This is a genomic window from Streptomyces sp. NPDC002935, assembly GCF_040611295.1.
Taxonomy (GTDB): domain Bacteria; phylum Actinomycetota; class Actinomycetes; order Streptomycetales; family Streptomycetaceae; genus Streptomyces.
This window is the reverse complement of record NZ_JBEXNW010000011.1, coordinates 98,150-119,137: the sequence shown is the minus strand read 5'-3', so window position 1 is coordinate 119,137 and position 20,988 is coordinate 98,150. Positions and strand designations below refer to the sequence as shown.

The 20,988-nt window shown below is 71.6% G+C and carries 16 protein-coding genes; 13 read left to right on the top strand and 3 right to left on the bottom strand.

The features are described from left to right. Window positions 1–178: 178 nt before the first annotated feature. From ABZX90_RS17215 to ABZX90_RS17205, 3 genes are all read left to right on the top strand, one after another. Window positions 179–916: a YoaK family protein gene (locus tag ABZX90_RS17215; protein WP_351121091.1), complete on the top strand. Its 738-nt coding sequence runs from the start codon at window positions 179–181 to the stop codon at window positions 914–916. Window positions 917–1,092: 176 nt separating this feature from the next. Continuing rightward, window positions 1,093–2,787 carry a PASTA domain-containing protein gene (locus ABZX90_RS17210; RefSeq protein ID WP_351121093.1) on the top strand — a complete coding sequence of 565 codons (1,695 nt, stop codon included), beginning with the start codon at window positions 1,093–1,095 and terminating at the stop codon, window positions 2,785–2,787. Window positions 2,788–2,938: 151 nt separating this feature from the next. Continuing rightward, window positions 2,939–3,736: a hypothetical protein gene (locus ABZX90_RS17205; RefSeq protein ID WP_355205674.1), complete on the top strand. Its 798-nt coding sequence runs from the start codon at window positions 2,939–2,941 to the stop codon at window positions 3,734–3,736. 122 nt (window positions 3,737–3,858) lie between these two features. Here ABZX90_RS17205 and ABZX90_RS17200 read toward each other — a convergent pair whose 3' ends face one another. Together ABZX90_RS17200 and ABZX90_RS17195 are read right to left on the bottom strand one after the other, a co-directional pair. Further along, complete coding sequence (locus ABZX90_RS17200; protein ID WP_351121096.1) at window positions 3,859–4,716, bottom strand: ribonuclease BN; 858 nt, start codon at window positions 4,714–4,716, stop codon at window positions 3,859–3,861. 127 nt (window positions 4,717–4,843) lie between these two features. Further along, the gene (locus tag ABZX90_RS17195) at window positions 4,844–6,745 is read right to left on the bottom strand and encodes an arabinofuranosidase catalytic domain-containing protein (RefSeq protein ID WP_351121098.1); all 1,902 of its coding nucleotides are present in this window, start codon (window positions 6,743–6,745) and stop codon (window positions 4,844–4,846) included. A 493-nt stretch (window positions 6,746–7,238) separates the two neighbouring features. Here ABZX90_RS17195 and ABZX90_RS17190 point away from each other — a divergent pair, with 493 nt between their 5' ends. The 7 genes from ABZX90_RS17190 to ABZX90_RS17160 are packed head-to-tail and all read left to right on the top strand — an operon-like array spanning window position 7,239 to window position 16,344. Continuing rightward, window positions 7,239–10,004 (top strand): phosphoenolpyruvate synthase, encoded by a 2,766-nt coding sequence (locus tag ABZX90_RS17190; protein WP_355205670.1) that lies wholly within the window; start codon window positions 7,239–7,241, stop codon window positions 10,002–10,004. Beyond that, window positions 10,001–11,653, top strand: a complete 1,653-nt coding sequence (locus tag ABZX90_RS17185) for a hypothetical protein (RefSeq protein WP_355205667.1) — start codon at window positions 10,001–10,003, stop codon at window positions 11,651–11,653. Before ABZX90_RS17190 ends, ABZX90_RS17185 begins: the two co-directional genes overlap by 4 nt. A 56-nt stretch (window positions 11,654–11,709) precedes the next feature. After that, the gene (locus ABZX90_RS17180; protein ID WP_351121104.1) at window positions 11,710–12,801 is read left to right on the top strand and encodes an SDR family oxidoreductase; all 1,092 of its coding nucleotides are present in this window, start codon (window positions 11,710–11,712) and stop codon (window positions 12,799–12,801) included. After that, window positions 12,798–13,742 carry a nucleoside-diphosphate kinase gene (locus ABZX90_RS17175; RefSeq protein ID WP_355205664.1) on the top strand — a complete coding sequence of 315 codons (945 nt, stop codon included), beginning with the start codon at window positions 12,798–12,800 and terminating at the stop codon, window positions 13,740–13,742. The genes ABZX90_RS17180 and ABZX90_RS17175 overlap by 4 nt, the downstream gene beginning before the upstream one ends. A gap of 10 nt (window positions 13,743–13,752) precedes the next feature. Continuing rightward, window positions 13,753–14,736 (top strand): ScbA/BarX family gamma-butyrolactone biosynthesis protein, encoded by a 984-nt coding sequence (locus ABZX90_RS17170; protein WP_351121108.1) that lies wholly within the window; start codon window positions 13,753–13,755, stop codon window positions 14,734–14,736. A gap of 46 nt (window positions 14,737–14,782) precedes the next feature. Beyond that, window positions 14,783–15,682, top strand: a complete 900-nt coding sequence (locus tag ABZX90_RS17165) for a hypothetical protein (protein WP_351121110.1) — start codon at window positions 14,783–14,785, stop codon at window positions 15,680–15,682. After that, on the top strand, window positions 15,679–16,344 hold the full coding sequence (locus ABZX90_RS17160; protein WP_351121112.1) for a nitroreductase family protein: 666 nt from the start codon (window positions 15,679–15,681) through the stop codon (window positions 16,342–16,344). Before ABZX90_RS17165 ends, ABZX90_RS17160 begins: the two co-directional genes overlap by 4 nt. 116 nt (window positions 16,345–16,460) lie before the next feature. Here ABZX90_RS17160 and ABZX90_RS17155 read toward each other — a convergent pair whose 3' ends face one another. Further along, the gene (locus tag ABZX90_RS17155; protein WP_351121114.1) at window positions 16,461–17,201 is read right to left on the bottom strand and encodes a DUF4142 domain-containing protein; all 741 of its coding nucleotides are present in this window, start codon (window positions 17,199–17,201) and stop codon (window positions 16,461–16,463) included. A gap of 252 nt (window positions 17,202–17,453) precedes the next feature. Here ABZX90_RS17155 and ABZX90_RS17150 point away from each other — a divergent pair, with 252 nt between their 5' ends. The 3 genes from ABZX90_RS17150 to ABZX90_RS17140 are packed head-to-tail and all read left to right on the top strand — an operon-like array spanning window position 17,454 to window position 20,973. Continuing rightward, window positions 17,454–18,104, top strand: coding sequence for a TetR family transcriptional regulator (locus ABZX90_RS17150; protein ID WP_351121116.1), 651 nt, complete (start codon window positions 17,454–17,456; stop codon window positions 18,102–18,104). Further along, on the top strand, window positions 18,101–19,471 hold the full coding sequence (locus tag ABZX90_RS17145) for an MFS transporter (RefSeq protein ID WP_355205659.1): 1,371 nt from the start codon (window positions 18,101–18,103) through the stop codon (window positions 19,469–19,471). The genes ABZX90_RS17150 and ABZX90_RS17145 overlap by 4 nt, the downstream gene beginning before the upstream one ends. After that, complete coding sequence (locus ABZX90_RS17140; RefSeq protein ID WP_355205656.1) at window positions 19,471–20,973, top strand: aspartate aminotransferase family protein; 1,503 nt, start codon at window positions 19,471–19,473, stop codon at window positions 20,971–20,973. Before ABZX90_RS17145 ends, ABZX90_RS17140 begins: the two co-directional genes overlap by 1 nt. Window positions 20,974–20,988: the final 15 nt, after the last annotated feature.

Sequence of the window (20,988 nt, the reverse complement as noted above, 5' to 3'; positions counted from 1 at the left end):
CTTCGGGGCCGCCGAGTGGCTCCGGATGACGCCAGGTGGTGCCAGATGGTGCCACCTGCGCCATCCGCAGGGCGGCACCCTGACGGCCGGCCGCGACGCACCGTCCATTGGCGGCACGGTCGGCGCGTGTCGGACCGGACACCACCGCTCCGGAGTGGGCGTTGCCGAGACTGGCCGCATGAGTGAAGAATCCGGACCACCGCCGTCAGCCGAACGACGCGAACGTCAGCAAACCGTCGTCATGGCGACCCTCACCGTCCTGGCGGGCGCGGTCGACGCGGTCAGTTTCCTGACCATGGGGCACGTCTTCACCGCGCTGGCGACGGGCAACCTGCTCTTCCTGTCCTTCGCCGTCGCCGGCGAAGGACAGGTGCCGGTGGCTCGCCCCGCCATCGCGCTGATCGCCTTCGTGCTGGGGGCCGCGGCCGGAGCCCTGACCACAAGCGGCCTCGTCGCACGACACCGGCACTGGTTCGCGGCCGCCCTGGCAGTGGAAGGGGTACTCCTGGCGCTCGCGGGTGCCACGGCTCTGTGGCGGCACGGTTCCGCCTCGCTCGCCGACGATCCGGACAACCTGGTCATCGCCATCGTCGGCTTCGCCATGGGGCTGCGCGCGGACACCGCCCTGCGCGCGGCTGTTCCCGGCATGCCGACCCTGCTCGTTCAAGTGTCACTGGTCCGCCTCATCCACGGCCTCACCGGAGCCATTCCCGCGACCCCGCAACGGCGTACGATCCGGGGCCGACTCATCGCGACCGTCGTCGGCATCTTCGCGGGCGGTGCCCTCGGCACCCTCATCACGCCGTGGGGGACGGGTCATTCGCTGCTCGCCATCGCGGCCGCGGTCCTGCTCATCGCCTTCCTCAACGTGCTCCTGGCGCGCTATCGCCTGCTCGCGCCGGAACTCATCGGCTGAGGCGAGTCCACTCGGTGGTCGGCACCGGGTCGGCGCACCGGCGGGCTGCCGCAACAGAGGCAGTTGCGGCGGTTGCATGGACGACCCGGGGGCGACATCATCAGTGCAGGTCACGGGCATGCATCGGTTGACGGAGTCACTGTCGGGCGAAGATCGGCAGCGGCTATTCTCCCTGTATGTCCCCAACTGCTGCGCGGCGTCTGCTGCGTGACGACCCGCGCACTGCCGAGGTGGCCGTCCGCGAGGTCGTCCCTCTTCCACTCCGCAAGGCGGAGGCTCTGCTCCGCGCGCTCCGGTCCGGGGAAACGGTGCTGGCCCTCTACCACCAGGGGCTGGGGTACGCCGCGCTCACCGAGGACTCGCTCATCCTCCTGAGTGGGGAGGCGTCTTCGCGGGTCGCGAGGCCTCTGGTGATTCTGCGTCCCGCGTACGGGGCCGCGTCACGCGTGGACGTGTCCGTGGACGGACGACGGATCACCGTGTGGGGGTCGCGGATCGACGCGTCCGGTGAACTCCTGCAGGGGGGCGAGGAGATGGCGTCCAGCACCCCTTCGGATGATGAGCGTCTGACCGCGGTCGTCGCCGGCGAGAGGCTTTCGCTGCCCGACGACCACAAGAAGGCGCTGCTCGCGGAGCTCGAACCGGGCGAATCCGTGCGGGCTCTCTACCATTGCGGCTGGGGCTATGCCGCGCTCACCGGGAACGGACTCGTCCTTCTCCGCAATCTCATAGTGCCCAAGGCGACCCGGGTGCCCGAACCCGTGCCTGTCCTTCGCCTGGAGCACGGCATCCTCAACTCCGCCGTGATCGTGGTCGACGGCAAGGAGCGCAGGCTGCACGGCTCCCAGCTCGACCCGAAGGGGGAACTCCTCGCAGCGATGGGGGAGCTCCTGCCTGCCGATTCCTCGATACGTCCCCGCGGCAGGACGCGATGGTCCGCATGGGCCCGCAGGCGTCCCCTTCTCGCCTTCGTGGTCGCGGTGACCGTGTTCGCCGCAGCCTGGGGCGCGGTCCATGAGACACCGGCCAAGGCCCGCGCCGGCCACCCCGTGGCCGTGCCGGACTTCACGGGGGTCACGCTCACCACGGCCGTCGCGGACGCCCGACGCCAATCCTGGCTGACGGTGGCCACAGCCGACGCCTCCTCCGCCTTCCGGCCGGTGACCGTTGGAGAGCCGGGCTGGCGGGTCTGCTTCCAGACGCCCTCTCACCAGGAAACGGCTCGTCCGTCCGCCCGTACGCTACGGCTGTACGCGGTCCCCGAGAAGGAGGCGTGCCCGACGCGGCTGCTCGCCCCGCGACGGATGGTCATGCCGGACCTCGTCGGCGAGAGGTTCGACGAGGCCTCAGGTGTCCTTGGTGACCTCGGCCTTGCGTACACGGTCGCCCGGAACGCCTACACGGGGGAGCGCATGTACGACGGCTCTCGGCGCGTGGACGACTGGCGCGTGTGCCGCCAGCGGCCTGCACCCGACCGTGAGGTTCTGCTGTCGGCCCAGGCCGATCTGTGGCTGATCGGTCCCGGCGCCTCCTGCACTCAGCCCAGTCCGAAACCCAGTCCGAAGCCCAAACCGAAGCCGAAGCCCGCGCCCAAGCCGAAGCCCGAGCCGAAACCGCAGCCGGGCACCGGGGGGACGGGCGGCTCAGCGGCGACGGGTGGTACGTCAGGAGGCGGCACCGGTGGTGGTTCCGGCGCCGGTTCCTCCAGCAGCTCGGGCGGAACCACCGGCAGCACCGGAAGCCGGCCGGGCATCCAGTTCGGGGGGTACTGCTCTCCCGTGGGTGCCATCGCGACGACTGCCGACGGGCGACCCGCGAAGTGCTTCATGGGCAGGGACGGCCGCGCTCGATGGGGTTACAACTCCGGCTGATCCGGGCCGGTCCGGGCGTGAGCCCTCGGTGTTGCCGGATACCGGCAGCCCAGCGGGGTTCTACGTTCCGAGCCGCACCCTGTCGACCGATCCCTGGCCTGTGGCTGACTGCTCCCGGAGCGAACGGGACAGGGGAGTGACGGTGCGGACGGTGGACGGACGGGTGTCGGCGCGGATCCGGCAGGAGCGGCGGCATGCGGCGGCCTGGGTGCTGCTCGGGTTGGCCTTGCTGGCGGTGGCCGCGGGTCTGAGCGTCACCGTTCCCGAGCGGATTGCCACGGAGAGGGCGTTCCTGGGCGCCCGGCCGTGCGGCGGCGCGGCAGTGGCACGGGACGTGGAGAGCTGCCTGCGCACGATGCGTGGGACGGTGCTCTCCGCCGAGCGGGCCAAGAGCGGCAAGACGACGGTCTTCCGTGTGCGGTTGCGTCCGCCGGTTCAGGCCCCTGCTGATCAGGCGTTCGACCTCGATGCGCAAGGCGACTTGTCGGAGCTCATCAAGCCTGGTGCGGAGGTGGAGGTCACGACCTGGCGGTACGTCCAGGTCGCCGTCAGATACGACGGGGTCCGCGAGACGCTTTCACGGCTGCCGGACGAGAATGCCACCGTCTTCACCGGATTCGCTCTGGCCGGTCTGTGGTCGGCGACCCTGGCCTTCGTCGCCGCTTTCGGCGGCGTCCGCCGGGCACGCTGCCTCGCCACCGGCCGCCCCGTCGTTCCCCCGGTCCCGTTCAGCGTGGCGAAATGCGTAGGGATGGTGGCCCTGCCCTTTGCCGCGGCGCTCTGTGCCGGTCGTCTCTGGGACACCTGGACGGCTGTGGTCATGACGGTGATCATCTGGGCGCTGACAGCGGTCCCGGTCACTGTCCTGGTCCTGTATTGGGACCGGGACCCGTCCTCGACAGCGCCGCCCGGCAAGCAGCTCGACGCCGAGCTCAGCCGCTCCGACTGACGCGGCGCGAGACAGGCTTCGAAGCACCGGCCCCGGTCCGGCACCGGCACACTCCGCCACCGGCCGTTCCCGGCGCGGACCCGCTGCCGTACGCCAGCGGTGTTCGACGCCGTGGCCCGGTATCACCGTCCCTGATGTCGAGCCCGCTGTTTCAGCGCCTCCGCCAGGGCGGGGAGTTCCTCGTGCGCCAGCCGTCCCAGCAACGCGCCGGCGAAGACGACGACGCCCACACCGACCAGCCAGGACTGGACGACCAGGACGGTACCGAAGGGTCCGTAGGTGACGGCGCTGGACGCGATCAGGGGTGAGAAGACGAGACGCGAGAAGGCCCGAAGTCCCAGCAGCCCGAGAGCCGTCAGGGCCGCGCCGGGCAAGAGGGCGCTCAGGGCGATCCGTCCGCCGAGCAGCATCCACTGCGACCACCAGAAGAACAGGACGGCGCTCAGCGTCGCGGTCAGCGTGCCGGCGGCCGAGTGGCGCCATAGTGTGGTGGTCGCGGTGACGTAGAGGGATCCGATGAGCACCGCGAGCCACAGCACCTGGCGCCATCTCGCGTACCAGCGGGCCGGAGGCAGGTTCCAGACCTTCTCGTAGCCGGTCTGCACCGCCGCCCCGAAGCTCAGTCCGAAGACGGCGAGAGCGGCGAGGCCGAAGGCGGTCGTGGTCTGCAGGACCTGGCCGGGCCGTGCGAACAACTGCGCCACCTGCTGTCTGGCGGCCCTCGATACGCCGAGCCCGTCCCCCAGCCACTGCGCGAACCCCCGTCCGTGCGCCGGATCGGCCGCGGAGACGACGATCAGGAGGGGCACGAGTGTGAGGAATCCGAGCGCCGCGAAGCTCAGCGACCGCTGCCCCAGTTCGATCTCCCGGCTCCGCCGCCATCCCCGGCCGACGGGGGATTCGCGCAGCACGCGACACAGCCGTACCCGTGCGGACGGGAGGTCGTGGTCGTCGGCGGCGGTGGGAGCCTTCTTCGGCATGCAGGTCGACTATCACAGATGACGACATCGCCAACAGCCTTACGGGGGAGCCAGGTTGGCTCCGGGTGCCCGGCGAGCCCGGCCGGAAGTGGAGCGGTCCGGCCGGGAGAGACGCACCGACGGGTGATCAGCCCAGTGCGAACTTCTGGGCGGCGGATGCGTTGCAGTCCCAGATCCGCAGGCGGGTGCCGTTGGCCGTGGCGCCGTCGGGGGAGTCCAGGCAGCGGCCCGACTGCGGGTTGAGCAGGGAGCCGTCGGCCTGTTGCTGCCAGATCTGACCACCGGCCGCGTTGCAGTCCCAGAGTTCCACCTGGGTGCCGTTGGCGGTGCCGTTGCCGTTGATGTCGAGGCAGCGGCCCAGCGTGTGCAGCCGGCCGTCCGAGCTGTGGAACCAGTGCTGGTCGACCGCGTACGACTGGCAGCTCCACAGCTGTACGGCGGTGGCGTTGGACCCGTTGTCGTCCCCGGCCACGTCAGCGCAGGTGCTGCCCGGTCCTATGACGGGCGCGCCCGCGTTGACGGCGAACTTCTGGGCGGCGGACGCGTTGCAGTCCCAGATCCGCAGGCGCGTGCCGTTGGCCGTGGCGCCGTCGGGGGAATCCAGGCAGCGGCCCGACTGCGGGTTGAACAGCGAACCGTCGGCGCGCTGCACCCACTTCTGGCCTCCCACCCCGTTGCAGTCCCAGAGTTCGACCTGGGTGCCGTTGGCGGTGCCGTTGCCGATGATGTCCAGGCAGCGGCCGATGGTGGCGAGGGACCCGTTGGCGTTGTGCGTCCAGTGCTGGTCCTCGGCATAGGACTGGCAGTTCCACAGCTGTACGGAGGTGCCGTTCACCCCGGTGTCGTCCGCGGCGACGTCGACGCATTGGTTCCCGGGTCCGGTGATGGTGGCCTGCGGTCCGTTCGGGACGTTGGTCTGGCCCGAGTAGCCGACCGAGACGATGTTCGCCTGCACGGCGTTCTCGGCCGCGTCGGTCGGATAGCCCGACACCATGACGCCCTCGAAGAATGTCCCCATGTTCCAGTTGCTGTTGTCGCCGCCCGTGCCCAGGATGATGCCGCCCTCCTGCTGCATCGGCCGGTACCCGCCCCGCGAGGGCAGCGCGCCGTCCCACCAGGTCGTCAGACCGCCCGACTGCGCGTTGCCTCCCTTCAGCGCGTACGTGGTCTGCCCGTTGTTCTTGAGGACGGCCGTCACGTACGTGCTGTTGTTGCCCTTGTTCGCGGTGTTGGAGCCGTTGTCGCCCTGGAACATGCCGTTCTCCAGGTCGGCTTCGATCCAGGGCCCGGAGCCGGAGCAGGGCGCGAAGTAGCAGGTGGTGGCGATGGACACGGCGTCCATGTGGCCGTTGCCCGTGTCGGCCGGTGTGGCCTCCGCGTTGCCGTAGTCGAAGCAGCAGGCGGAGCCGACGTGGGTGCCACTGGCGACCATGTAGGCGCCTTCCGGCTGCCCGTTGACGGCGGTGCCCGACGCGGCGCCGTGGGAGCGGTAGCCGACACCGGGGGAGACCCAGATCCCGTACACCTTGTGGCCGCCCGCGGTGACCGACAGTTCACTCGCGTCCGCGCCCCGGTCGGCGCCCATCCCGGCCGTGCCCGCCGGGCCGGGGAACAGGTCGTTGTGGCGGGACGTCTGGTCGTACACCTCGGAAATACTGCACGTGCTGTTCGCGCAGAAGGTGTCCTGCCGCTCGGCGTTCGCATAGCCGCCGGCCGACAGCGGTCCGATGTCGGTTCTCGCGCCGTCGGAGGCGCGGGTGACTTGATAGAGCGGGCCGTTGTAGGCCGAGAACAGCGCACGTGTCGTGCTGTGGGCGGCGACGCACGGGGTGCCCGCGCCGGCGTAGATGTCGCAGGGCTGTGATCCGGCCGCCTGGGCGACGCCGGGCAGGCCTACCAGGAAGGTCACCAGGAGGCCGACGGCGGCGGCGACGGACAGCAGGGCGCGACGCAGCCGACGGAGTCGGGGTACCGGCCCGGTCGCCGGAGACGGGATGAGACGCGAGGAGGCAGATCTTCTTCTGCGCATGTGTGCTCCCGGGGTGGAGGGTGGAGCTACAACTCGCCCTCGGAACAGCCGAGTTCAGGCTGCCTGACGACTGTGACGGAAGTTACGCGCGCTGGTCGATTGCGTCAATATTTGTTGCTTTTCTTTTTGGTCGCCTCTTTCCTGTGTCCGAACATGTGGCTTTGCGCGACCGGCGGCCGACGCGGCGGCCTCCCTGGCGCATCCTCCGCGCGACGCCGGAGCGCCGGTGCGGCGAGGACGTATGCGGTGGTGCCGACGGGTGCCGTCGGCCACGGACCCCTCCCTGACCGGTGCCGGGTCGGCCCGCCCTGCCCTGACGGTCGTGCCCGGCATCGATCCCCGGAGGTCGTGATCAACGGCCGCGAACGAGTCGGAAATTGAAAAGGATACGACGACCGAAAAACGCCCACGGCGGCCCGCCGGAGTTCTTTCGATCAGCATCGCTGTGCAACATTCGGACGAGGTCGAGTAACACCCTTGGAGGGGAAACGCGTTGTCGCCCACCACGGGATCCGAAAACCGATCCCTGAACGTTCTCACGCCGTCCAGTGACGAACGGCTCACCACTGAATGGGCCGGTGGAAAAGGGAAGAACCTGCACACCCTGACCGTGTCCGGATTTCAAGTACCGCGATGGTCGATCCTCGGTCTGGACGTATTCGCCGAATTCTGCCGTGGCAGCGGACTGGACGAGCACCTGGCACGGCTCCTCGACGACGGCTGGGAGTCGAGAGCCCGTCAGATCGCCACGGAGATCGCCCACCTGATCGAGGCCGCACCGCTCGACGACCGCCTCACCGACGCCATCGGACTGGCCTACGGGCTGGCCGGCGGAGGCGCGGTCGCCGTCCGCTCGTCCGGCTCGCAGGAGGACGGCGCACGGCACTCCTTCGCCGGACAGTTCGACAGCTTCCTCAACGTCCGCGGACTCGGCGAGGTCATCGACCACGTCCGCCGCTGCTGGGCCTCCGCCTTCTCCGAACGCTCCCTGCGCTACCGCGCGCAGCACGCGCTGCCGCCCGACGCCGGTGGCGTCGCCGTCATCGTGCAGCACATGGTGGCCGCCGAGCGCAGCGGCGTGCTGTTCACCGCCGACCCGACGACCGGCCGCACCGACCGGCACGTCGTCAGCGCCGTCCACGGTCTGGGGGAGGGGCTGGTCTCGGGCGCGGTCGACGCGGACACCGTCGTCCTGGACGCCGCCACCGGCGAGCCCCTGACCACGGTGATCGGCGACAAGCAGGAGCGCCACGACGCCGGATCCGGACCCGGCTGCCGGGTGTCACCCGTCGCCGACGAGGACCGCGCCACGCTGTCCCTGACCGCCGTTGACCTGGCCCGGCTGCACGAGGCCGGGGTCCGCGTCACCGCGCACTACGGTGCCCCCCAGGACATCGAATGGGCCATCGCCGAGGACACCCTGTGGATCCTGCAGAGCCGACCGGTCACCACCCTCGCCCCGGCCGCCGGTCCCGCCCCGAAGCCCGGGGGAGACCTGCGGATCTGGGACAACTCCAACATCATCGAGAGCTTCAGCGGCGTCGTGTCGCCGCTCACCTACAGCTTCGCCGCCGACACCTACGCGAAGGTATACGACAGTTACGCCCGCGCCCTGGGCGTCCGCGGCGAGCAACTGCGCGAGGTGCGGGAGTGGACCCCGCACCTCCTGGGCTATGTCCACGGACGGGTCTACTACAACCTGTTCCACTGGTATCGCATGGTCCGCCTGGCGCCGCTGTACCCGCTCAACCGGCGCGTCCTGGAGAAATCCCTCGGCGTCGCGGAGAGTATTTCCGACGAAGTCGCCGACACACTCCATCCGTTCACGCCCCGGTCCGGACTGCGCGGCCGGCTCTCGCGTCTGGCGCGCACGGTGATCTTCGTCGGGAGATTCCTCACCATCCGGAAATCCGTGGAGATGTTTCGGCGGGATTTCTATCGCGCGTACGCGGTATTCAACAATGTCGACTACGACGCGCTTCCCGGTGACGAGACCTATCGTCGATTCCGGCGGCTGCAACGGGAACTCATCGAGAAATGGGGCCCGTTGCAGACTCTGGACGCGACCATCCTCCTCTCCGTGGGTCTGCTGGCCCTGCTCACCCGCAGATGGCTTCCGGCGGCCCCCGAGTGGTTCACCTGGGCCGCGGCCGCCCCCGGCGGCGCCGTGGAGTCCGCCGAACCGGTGTGGGCACTGCGTGAGCTGGCCGCCCTGGCACACGCCGACACCCAGATCCTGCACCTGCTGGAACACGTCCCCGACTCCGAGGTCCACCGGGCGCTGCGCGACGCCGGACACACCCGGTTCCTGGCCGCCGTCGACAGGTACATCGCCGACTACGGCTACCGCAGCCCCGACGAACTCAAACTGGAGGTCCCCGACCTGCGCGAGAACCCCGCGGGACTGTTCACGCTGCTGCGCGACGCGCTGCCGGACACCGTCGACGGCCGCGCGCCTGACCGTGGCGGCGAGGCCGACGCCTACCTCGACCAGCACCTGCGCGGCCCACGCCGCCTGGTGTACGAACGGGTGCGGGGCAAGGCCAGGGCGGCGCTCGCCGACCGGGAACGGCTGAGGTTCTGCCGTACCCGCGCGTTCGGGGCGGCCAAGCGCATGCTGCGCGCCCTGGGCCGCGATCTGGCGCGCGCCGGTGCCATCGACGCCTGGAACGATGTGTTCCTGCTGCGTCTGGAGGAGATCCGGGGCGCCTACGAGGGCATGATCGCCCACACCGAACTGCGGGACCTGGTCGTGCTGCGCCGCAGACAACTGGCCGCCGACACCGCCCTGCACGCCCCGTCCCGGTTCACCACCCGCGGCGCCCCCTACTGGTCGGGCAACCTGGAACGGGCCGGCTGGACCAGCGGCCCCGCCGCCCGCACCGGTGCCCGCGAACTGCGCGGCGTCCCCTGCTGCCCCGGCCTCGTCGAAGGGGCCGCCGTGGTCACCGACACCCCGCGAGACATCGGCGGCGGCATCCTGGTCGCCTACCGCACCGACCCGGGCTGGGTGACCGCGCTGCCCTCGGCCTCCGCCCTCGTCATCGAACGCGGCAGCCCCCTCACCCATGTCGCCGTCGTGGCCCGGGAGTTGGGCATTCCGACCGCCGTACAGGTCAAGGGCGCCACCACCGAGATCCGCACCGGCGCCCGGCTGCGGGTCGACGGCGCCGCCGGGACGGTCACCGTACTCGCCGACCCACCCGGCGACAGCACGACCGTCGCGCCGGACAGCCCCCGAACGGAGACACTTCCGTGATCCTCACCGAGGACCGACTGCAGGACCTGCTCGACAAATCCCTCGCCGAACTGCCCTGCGGCAGCGAGTGGGCCGTGACCCTGGAGGGCTCCATCGCGGAGGGCTTCGGCAACCCCTCCTCCGACATCGACTTCCTGCTCGTCGGCCGCTCCGACGACGACCTGCCGACCATGCCGTCGGTGCTGTTCGTGGACGGCCGACGCGTGGAGATCCGCACCCGGTCGGTGCGTCAACTCGCCGACCAGTTGCGCGCGGTGGAAACGGGAGCCGTACGGCCCGGCCGACTCTCCGAGGATCTCCTCAACCGCTGCCAGCGGGTGCTGCACAGTCATCCACTGCGCGGCCACGCCCTGGTCGAGGAGGTGAAGGCGAGGCTGCCCGTCGAGCGGTTCCGCCGGATCGCCGCCGACTGGTGGGCGCACCGGGCCCGTCAGTCCCTGCGGCACGCGATGGCGCTGCTGTGCCTCGGCGAGAGCGACGAGGCCGTCGACTGGACTCGCTCCGGACTCGTGCAGAGCGTCAAGTCCTGGGCGGCCGGCCTGGGCGAGACCTATTTCGAACCCAAGTGGCTGTCCATGCAACTGGACCGGACCGGCCGGACCGACATACGCGACCGCTACTGGGAGCTGGAGACCGCGGTTCCTCGGCCCGGTGACGCCGACGCCGCCCACGCTCACCTGACCGCCTGCCTCGCCTTCACCGAGGAACTCGGACTCACCGGCGTACCCCGCCAGCCCGAGCGGCTCACCGTCGAACGCGTGGTCGGCGTCACCACCTGGCAGACCGGCGAACGCGTCCACGTCATCCGCGGCCGACGCGACGTGTTCGTCCTGGGCGACGACGCCGGAGCCGTCTGGCGCTCCCTCGTCCTTCGCAGGCCACTGCCCCGCGTCCTGGCCACGACCGCCGACACCGGCGTCGCCGACCCCGGCCCGCTGCTCGCCGCCTTCCTGCGCTACGGGCTCATCCGCCTCGCCTGGAAGGGCGGCGGCACCGTCACCCCCTCACTGCCGCTCGCCGCCCCGCCCGGCCCCGTGACCCCGCCGCCCTCCACCGCACAACCGCTGCTCTCGGTGCGCGGCGCGGCCGTCGACGGACCCCGCGCCATCGACCTGATGCCCCTACCGGCCGACCGGTTCGCCGCCGCCGCCATGGCACTGGTGTGGTCCAACGTGGTCGTCGAGAACGCCGTCGAGGATCTGACCGGCGCCCTGCAACGCGGCCAGTGGCGGGTCGCCGAACTCACCGCCCGCCGCGCCGTGCACGCCGTGCTGCGCGGACTGGCCAGCGCCCACGGCGTCAACCCGTTGCCCGCCGACTCCGACCTCGTACGCCGCATCGACCTGCTTCCGCCCGCCACCCGACCGATCGGGGTACGCGCCGGGGAACTGCTCAGGCGCGGCGTGGACTCGGCGGAGGACGGCGACACCCTCCTCACGGACCTGCGCTCCTACATCGCGCTGGTACGCGGCGCCATGGGCGCCGACTCCTTCCCGCTCTCCTTCGAATCCGCGGACACCTGGCGGGCGACCCTGAAACTCGGCCACGACTGGCTGCGCGTCGGCGCCCATCTCGGCGCGGAGCTGCCCATCGAAGAGGCCCGCGACCTGCTGGCCGGCCAGGGAGCCCAACCCCACCTCGCACGGTGACGCCACCAGGACCCCGGACCGCACCGCACCCGACGTTCCGCTCGGAGGTTCCATCGATGTCCGATCCGATGACGGTACTGGTGACCGGCGCCAGCGGCTTCGTTGGCGCGGAGGTGACCGCCCGGCTCACCGCCGCCGGCCACACCGTGCTGGCGCTGCTCCACCGCAACGGCGACCTCGTCCGCAACAACGGCAGAAAGCTCACCCCCGGCCCGGGCACGCTGACCCGGCTCACCGGCGACATCACCCACCCCGCCCTCGGCCTGACCGAAGACGACCGGCGCCTCGTCGCCGCCGCCGACCGGATCGTGCACTGCGCCGCCGTCACCGACTTCGGCCTGCCGCAGGACCGGTACGACCACATCAACGTCGAGGGCACCCGGCACATCCTCGGCCTCGCCCTGACAGCCCGAACTCCCCTGGTGCACGTCAGCACCGCCTACGTCTGCGGGGAACGCGACGGCACCGCCCGCGAGGACGAACTCGACCTCGGCCAACGTCCCGGCAACGGCTACGAGAAGAGCAAACTCGCCGCCGAGACCATGGTCCGCAAGGCCGCGGCGGACGGCCTTCCCGTCACCGTGGTGCGCCCGAGCATCGTCACCGGCGCCACCCGCACCGGCCGCGTCCGCGACCTCAAGACCATCTACCCCGTTCTCCGGGTCCTCACCCGAGGGCTGGTGCGCACCGTGCCCGGCCACTACGACGCCGTCCTCGACCTGGTCCCGGTCGACCGCGTCGCCGACCTGGTGACCGAGGCCACCACCCGTTTCCCGGACGCCGAGGGCCACACCCTGCACGCCGTCGGCCACGAGCTGACCCTGCGGGACATCTCCGACGTCCTCGCCGAGTACCCGTCCCTCCAGGTACCGCGGTTCGTCCCCCCGTCCGCGTTCTCCGCCTCGGCCCTGCCCGACCGCGAACGCCCCTACTACGACCGCGTCGTCTCGCTGTACGACACCTACTTCCGGCGGCGTGTCCGCTTCGACGACACCCAAGCCGCGGCCTTCGGCCGCCGTCCGGCGCCCGCGGGCGGACGGCCCTACCTGCGCCGCCTCCTCGACCACTGCCTCGCGACCGGCTACCTCGGCCCGGCCCCGCGCCGGCAGCCGGCCGCCGCCCGACCCGACGGGAGCACCCACCGATGACCCCCGCCCACCTCGCCGAGTCCCCGCACGGCATACCCGTGTCGCCTCTGCTGACCTGCCACCCCGCCAAGCAACGGCTGTACGGCGCCGACACCTTTTACCAGGAGAGTCACGAACAACTCGCCGCTCTCACCGACGACATCACCGGCTTCGCCCACCGCCACGCCGCGCTGCTGCTGAAGCCGGACGCCGTCGTGGCCCGCAGGCTGGACGCCGCTGTGGACTGGCTGACCGGGCGGGGCTTCAGGATCGTCGGCGCGGCGGTCACCCGGCTGACCCGCACCATGATCCGCTCGCTGTGGTACTTCCAGTGGAACCTCGCCACGCTCCACCGCAGGCGGCTGGCCGCACTCTTCCTGGAGGACGCCGACGCCCTCGTGCTGCTCGTCCGCCCCGACCGCGACCTGGACATCCCCGCCTCGGTCGAACTCACCCGGCTCAAGGGGCCGACGGACCCGGACGCCCGGCAGCCGGGCCAGCTGCGCCACCTCCTCGGCAGTTACAGCTACCTGCTGAACCTGGCGCACACCCCCGACGAACCCGCAGACGTCCTGCGGGAGTTGGCCGTCCACTTCGACGACACCGCACGCGACCGCCTGTTCCGTTCCGCCCTCGCCGACGAGGACCGCACCGCGGACGCCCTCGATCTGACCGGCCGGCTGTACGCCGACACCAAGCCCCGGGACCTGGACTTCGATCCCGCCGTCGCACGGCTGCGCGACGCCGTGTCCCGGCACCGGGGCGCCGACCCCGCGGCCACCCCGCGCGCGCTGCTGGAGACGGCGTGGCAGCAGGGGATCGACCTCGACCCCTGGGACACCGTCATCGTCGGTTCCAAGGTGCTCCCCATGCGGCAGCCCGGCCGCGCACCCGTGCTGGACGGGGCCGACGTGGACACCTGGCGCCGCCACCTGGACACCGTCCGCGCCACCCCGAGCTGAGGAGCGGCCCATGCAGTTCACCCGGACACTCCCCAAGGAACTGGTGCACCGCTCCGCGGCCGCGGAGGTCTTCCTGACCGACGCCGAGCGCCACACCGAGGACGAGATGCTGCTCGCCGCGCGGCTTCCCCGCCGCCACGCCTTCTACGACGACACCATCGGCCCCCGCGTCCACCACGATCCCCTGCTGCTGTTCGAGGCGTGCAGGCAGGGCATCTTCGTGGTGGCCCACCGCTATCTCGACGTCCCCCTCGGGCACAAGTTCCTGCTGCGAGCGGTCGAGTTCGAGGTGCAGGACCCGACAGCCCTCACCCACGGCGACCGTCCCACCGAGGCGGTCATCACCACCCGGGTCGAACACCGGTTCCGCACCCGGGCCGGGGTGACCGGCCTGCGACTGCGCTTCACCCTGACCATCTGCGGACGCGAGGCCCTGCTGGCCGGCATCGACTACTCCTGGATGCCCCCGGTGGAGTGGACGCGTCTGCGGGCCGGACAGCGTCGTGCGCTCGGCCTGCCCGCGGTGCCCGTCGCCCTGACCGGGCCGCACGTAGACCCCGCCCTCGTCGGCCGACGCGCCCCGGCCAACACGGTCATCTCCCCGCCCCGCACCACGAACGACGGCACCCGCACGGCAGACCTGGTCGCCGAGACCACGCACCCGACCCTGTACGACCACTGGGTGGACCACGTGCCCGGCATGCTGGAGCTGGAAGCCTTCCGCCAACTCGCCCTGACCGCCGCCGTCGCCGCCGGTACCGTCCGCGCCCCCAGCGCGCTGCCGATCGCCCTGGCCGCGCGGTTCCGCTGCTTCGCCGAGATGGACCTGCCGCTCGAGTGCCGGACCGCTCCGGTCCTGCCAGGCGCCGACATCGAGTGCACCCTGCGCCAGCCGGGCGCCCTGGCCGCCGAGGCCCGGATCAGGCTCGCCGACCCGGACACGGCCGGACTCGCGCGCGCTCATGCGGCACCGGCGGGCCACGGTGCCGCATGAGTCCGGCCCCACCCACCCGAAACGCACCCGACCGAAGAGAGCCGCAGTGACCACCGTCGCCGCTCCCCAGGTGCCCGCGAGACTCGGCCGCTTCGTGCTGCGCATGTTCCGGCCGCACATCTACGTGACCTACGGACTGCTGTGGGCCCTCGCCCTGGAGAGCTCGGCGGTGACGGTGACCGGCACGGTTTGGCGTCCGTCCGGCGCCACCTGGGTGCGGGTCGTCAGCGTCGTACTGGCGCTGCTGTTCCTGCGGATGGTGGACGAGCAGAAGGACCTCGCGCACGACCGCGTCCACCACCCCGACCGGCCGCTCGTCACCGGCGCGATCACCGTGGCCGAACTGCGCGGCGCGATGGCGGTGATCACCGCGGTGGTGGCAGGCCTCAACGCCGCACTGTCGGCCACGGCCGCCCTGCTGATCCTCGCGGCTCTCGGATACGGGCTGTTCCTCGCCGTGCTGGAAAGGCTGTCAACCGCCGTACGCGACCGGCAGCTGCTCAATCTGGCGGTCACCTACCCGGTGCAGGTGCTGCTCGGCGGCTACGTCTACGGGTCGCTCGTCGCCGAGGGCACTGTCACCGCGGACTGGCGCGGCGCCGCGCTGCTCGCCCTGTGCGCCGGTGTCTTCCTGCACTTCGAGTTCGCCCGCAAGACGGCCTGGGAGGCGCCGCCCGGTGGCCGCCTGTACTCGGCGGACCTCGGCCCGCGCCGCAGCGCCCTGGTCACCGCGGGCTTCGCGGCCGGGGCGGTCGGCTGCCAGGTCCTGCTGTTCGCCCCGCGGGGCCCGCTCGGGCTGCTGCCCTGCCTGGCGGCCGTCCTGCCCGCCTGGGGCACCCGGCGGTTCCTGGCCGCAGGCCGTGGCGCATGGCCTGTGCCGGCCGCGACGGGCTTCGTCGTGATCACCTACCTCGCGCTGGTCGTCCGGGCGGTGTTGCAGCCATGACCGAGGAACAACCTCTGTCCTGCGAAGAGTTGCTGACCACCACGCGATGCGTGCGGCGCGGCCTGGACCTGGACCGGGCAGTGGACCCGGACCTGGTCAAGGACTGTCTGCGCGTCGCGCTGCAGGCCCCCAACGGCAACAACCGGCAGAACTGGCGATGGATCCTGCTCACCGATCCACGGATCCGCGCGGACGTCGCCGAGGTGTACCGGGCCGCGTTCCACGACCGCAACGCCGCGAAACTGGAGCGACCGGCGGAGCTGCCCGAGGAGACACGCTCCGTGATGACCGCCGCCCAGGCGCTGGCCGACCGGCTGCACCGGGTGCCCGTCCTGGTCATCCCCTGTCTCGAAGTGGCCGACGGACGGCTCCCGGCGGGCAACCAGGCGGGCCTGTGGGCATCGTTGCTGCCCGCCGCCTGGAGCTATGCGCTGGCCGCCCGGAGCCGCGGTCTGGTCACCGCCTGGACGGCGGTCCACCTGGACCGTGAGCGGGAGGTCGCCGACCTGCTCGGGCTGCCGCCCACCGTCCGGCAGGGCGCCCTGCTGCCGACGGCCCACCCGACGCGCGCCACCTTCTGGCCGGGGCCACGGCTGCCGCTGGAACAGGTCCTGCACCACGACGGCTGGCAGGGCACCCGACGGGCGTACACGGCCGGGTGAGGCTCCGGCGTTGCGACGGGATGAGCCCGCCGGTCCCGTGCCCGCCCCAGCCTTGTGCGGGGCCTGGGTGGAGGCCTGACGGCGTTCCTCGACGGGCAGCCGCCGGCCCGCGCCGATCAGCCGACCGTCGGGCTGGGCGTCGGGGAGGCTGTGTTCACGTTCAGGTCGGGCCGGTCGGTGAGGACGACGACCGGGGCGCCCGGCTGAGGCGGGGGCGGTGTGAGCTGGTCCTTGGGGAGCGTCGGCGGGGCGCTCTGCTGGGCGATGACCTGGCCGAAGTTGATGGTGCCGGTCTTCTCCATCACCGTGATGTGGTCGAGGACCGTGTCGTTCGCGAGGTTCGCGAGCTCGCGTACGAGCGAGTTCTCGGTGGTGGCGCGGACCTTGGCGATGACCGAGAAGATACTGCCGTGCGTGACGCGCAGGATGTTGGCGGTGGTCGAGTCGAACTGCTTGCCGTTCAGGGCCGCGGAGGTCGCCACGAACTGCTGCTGCTGCGGAGACGCCTGGTTCGGCAGAGTGATGTTCAGCTGTAGGGCGACCTTGCGGTCCAGCTCGTCGAGGCGGGCGTGTCCCACGATCAGGTGCTTGCCGGCCTCCCGCATCGCCGCGGTCGAGCCCTTCTTCAGCGCGATCTCGCCCAAGGGGTACTCCCACAGCCCGGCCGCGCGGACCTTGACGACGAAGTCGCGGTCGGCCTCGGTGAGCGGGCCCCACTGAGTATCCGCGATGACGCGGGTCTGGGCGCTGGACGTGGTCTGGACGCCGAGCATGGCGGGGTAGGCGAGCGCGGCGAGGGTCAGGGTCAACGCGCCGCCCACGAAGACCGTTCCTGCCAAGTTGCGTGAGACGGGCATGATGCCTCCTGACGTGAATATCGGATACCGCTGTGGATACGGCCGCGACGGGCCCAGTGATCATCGCCCTGGGCAAAAATTTGACCCTGCTGTGTGTTGTGCGCCACAAGCGGCTGGGCGTGCGGGGACCGGTCGACGATTCCGGCGCACGTGAAGCGGTCGGAGGTCAGGTCACGGCAACCCGCCGACGCCATCGAAGAGTCCTCCATCAATCGATTGATCGGCGCGATCCAGCGGCGTATTCTCCCGGCCATGTCCGACTCGCCACCCGCCGACCCACCACCCGCCGATGCCAGTCGTGAACGCATCATCGCGGCCGCCACCTCCCTCTTCGCCGACCACGGCTACGACGGCACCAGCACCCGTCGGATCGCCGCCGAGGCGGGGCTGAACATGGCCACCGTCGCCTACCACGTCGGTGGCAAGCCGGACCTCTACCGGGAGGTCATGCTCCGGGCCCACCTCGCCGAGCAGCGGGTGCTGACGGACGCGCTGGTCGCGTTCCGGGCGCTCGCGCCCACCGATCCGGCCGGAGCCGTCACCGGCCTGGTCGACCGGTACCTCGACTTCTGTCTCGACCAACCGCACATCCCGGCCCTGTGGATGCGCCGCTGGCTCTCCGACGCCGCCGAGTTCGCGGATCTGGAGGCCGCCTATGCGCGCCCCCTGATCGAGTCGGTCCGTGACACGGTGCGCGAGGTCGTCCTCGCCGCACTGCCGACCGGGTCCGCCGCGCCGGCCGACGTCGAGATGACCGTCTGGACGGTGCTGTGGAACACCCACGGCTTCTGCCGCTCGGGCATCCGCGCCGAGGTCCCGCGCTTCCGCGCCCACCTGCGCGCCCTCGTCCTGCGTGATCTGGGGCTCGATGCCCAGGATTCCCGCGACCAGGGGCGCGGATGACGACGGCCCTGGTCCCCCCGACCACCGACGGCGAACTCACCCGACGCCGCCTCTTCGTCTACGGCCTCGGCTCGGTCGGCACCGGCATCTTCTCCACCGTCCCCGGCCTGCTCCTCCTCTACTTCATGACCGACGCGCTGGGCGTCCCCGCCGGCGTCGCCGGACTCGTGGTCACTCTGCCCAAGGCCTGGGACGCCGTGTTCAACCCCATGGTCGGTGCCGCCAGCGACCGTGAAGCCGTCCGCACCGGCCGACGTACCCGCCTGCTCGTCGCGGGCGCGCTCGCCCTGCCCGCCGCGTTCGCGGCGATGTTCCTGTCCCCGATGACCGGCACCGGTGCGGCGGTCTGGGTGACCGTCACCTTCGTTCTGGCCGCGAGCACCTTCTCACTGTTCCAGGTGCCGTACGTCGCCCTGCCCGCCGAGATGTCGTCCGTACCGGCCGTCCGCACCCGGATCATGGTCTGGCGGATCGTCTTCCTGACACTGGGCATCCTCGTCGCGGGCGGCGCGGCCCCCCTCGTGGTCAGCACCGCAGGCGGTGGCCGTACGGGATACGGAGCGATGGGGCTGACCGTGGGCCTCGTCATCGCGGCGGTCCTGTTGGTGCCCGCCCTCGGTACCCGCTGGGTGCGCTCACGACCCGGCCCCGAACCCCTCGGCCTGGTCGCGGCCTTCCGCACCGCACGGGGCAACCGCGCGTTCTTCGCGTTGCTGGCCTCCTTCGTGCTGCAGGCGGCCGCCGTCGCGATCATGCTCGCCGCCGCACCGTACGTCGCCACCTACCGCCTCGGCGGCTACCGCCTGACCTCGATGCTCTTCGTCTGCCTCGTCGCACCCAGCGCCGTCGCCGTCCCGCTCTGGGCCAAGGCCGCCGGACGCTGGGGGCGGCTGCGCTGCCTCACCTTCGCGACCTGCGGCTACGCCGTCGGCGCGGCGGCCCTGCTCCCGGCCGTCGGCAGTGGCAGAGGCACCGCGGCGGTCGCCTCGACGCTCGCGCTCTGCGGGCTGCTCGGCGTCTGCTACGCGGCCCTGCAGGTCCTGCCGCTCGCCCTGCTGCCCGACACCGTGCACGCCGACACGGCCAGGACCGGCCACATCCAGTCCGGCGCGTTCACCGGACTGTGGACCGCCGGTGAGACCGTCGGCCTCGCGGCCGGGCCCGGCGCCTACTCGGTCGCCCTGGCCGCCACGGGCTTCGTCTCCTCGACCCTGGACCATCCGGTCGCCCAGACCGCCACCGCGCGAACCGGCATCCTGCTGGGCTTCAGCCTGATCCCCGCCCTCCTCATGCTGCTCTCCCTGCCGGCCCTGCGCGCCTACGGCCGCCGCCGCGCCCAGCAGGAACACGAAACGGAAACCACCTGATGACGATTCCTCAGCAGGCTGCTCCCTCCGCCGGTGCCGCCCACCCCGGCCTGCCCGAGACCGGCCGCACCGGCGCCGACCTCCTCGCCGAACTCGCCGTCCTCACCGCAGCCGACCTGCCCACCCGAGGCGGACACACCACCGCCTACGTCTACGACAGCGGCCGTCCCGAGGTACGCGACGCCGCCGAGCAGGCCTACCTGACGATGATGGAGGTCAACGGACTGGACCCGACCGCGTTCCCCAGCATCGTCGCCCTGGAACGCCAGGTCGTCGGCGCGACCGCCGCCCGTCTCGGCGGCGACGACGCCACCCCGGGCATCTTCACCAGCGGCGGAACCGAGTCGATCATTCTCGCGGTGAAGGCCGCACGGGACGCCCGCCCGGACATCCTCGCCCCGGAGATCGTCGTCCCGGTCACCGCCCACGCCGCCTTCCACAAGGCCGGCAGCTACCTCCGGGTCACCGTTCGCAGCGCACCCGTCGACCCCGCCACCTACCGGGCCGACCCCGCGGCCATGGCGGCGCTCTGCAACGAGAACACGGTTCTCGTCGTCGCCTCCGCCCCGTCCTACGCCCACGGCGTCATCGACCCGGTCGCCGAGATCGCCGCCGACGCCGCCGCCCGCGGCATCCCCTGCCACGTCGACGCCTGCGTCGGCGGCTGGCTGCTGCCCTGGCTCACCGAGGCCGGGGCTCCCGTACCGGCCTTCGACCTCTCCGTCCCCGGCGTCACCTCCCTCTCGTGCGACCTGCACAAGTTCGGCTACGCCCCCAAGGGCGCCTCCGTGCTGCTGTTCCGCGACGAGGCCCTGCGCCTGAACGCCTACTACGCCTGCGCCGCCTGGCCGGGATACACCGTCGTCAACTCCACCATCCAGAGCAGCAAGGGGGCCGGACCCCTCGCCGGAGCGTGGGCCACGCTGCAGGCCCTCGGCGCCGACGGCTACCGCGAACTCGGCCGCGCCGCCCTGGCCGCGACGCGCCGGCTGATCACCGGTGTCGAGGCCATCGACGGCCTCACCGTCCTCGGCACCCCCGAAGCGACTCTCGTCGCCATCGGCACCGACCCGACCGCCGACGCCCCGCTCGACCTCTTCGCCCTCGCCGACGAGACCCGCGCCCGGGGCTTCTTCCTCCAGCCCCAACTCAGCCTCGACGGTCTCCCGGCCAACCTGCACCTGACCCTCACCGGGGTGAGCGAGCACGGCGTCGAGAACCTGCTCGCGGTCCTGCGGGAATGCGTCGACGTCGTCCGTCCGCTGGGCCCCCCGACGCCCCCCGCGGACATCGTCGACCTGCTCCAGCAGGTGGATCTGACCGAACTCGACAACGCGTCCTTCGCGGCACTGCTCCCCGCCGCGGGTGTCGACCTGACCGGCGACAACGCGGCCCGGATGGCCCCGGTCAACCGCCTCCTGGACGCCCTCCCGGCGGCGACCCGCGAGATCATCGTCACCCGCTTCCTGTCGGCCCTCTACAGCCCGTACTTGGGCGACTGAGAGCCACTCCGACCG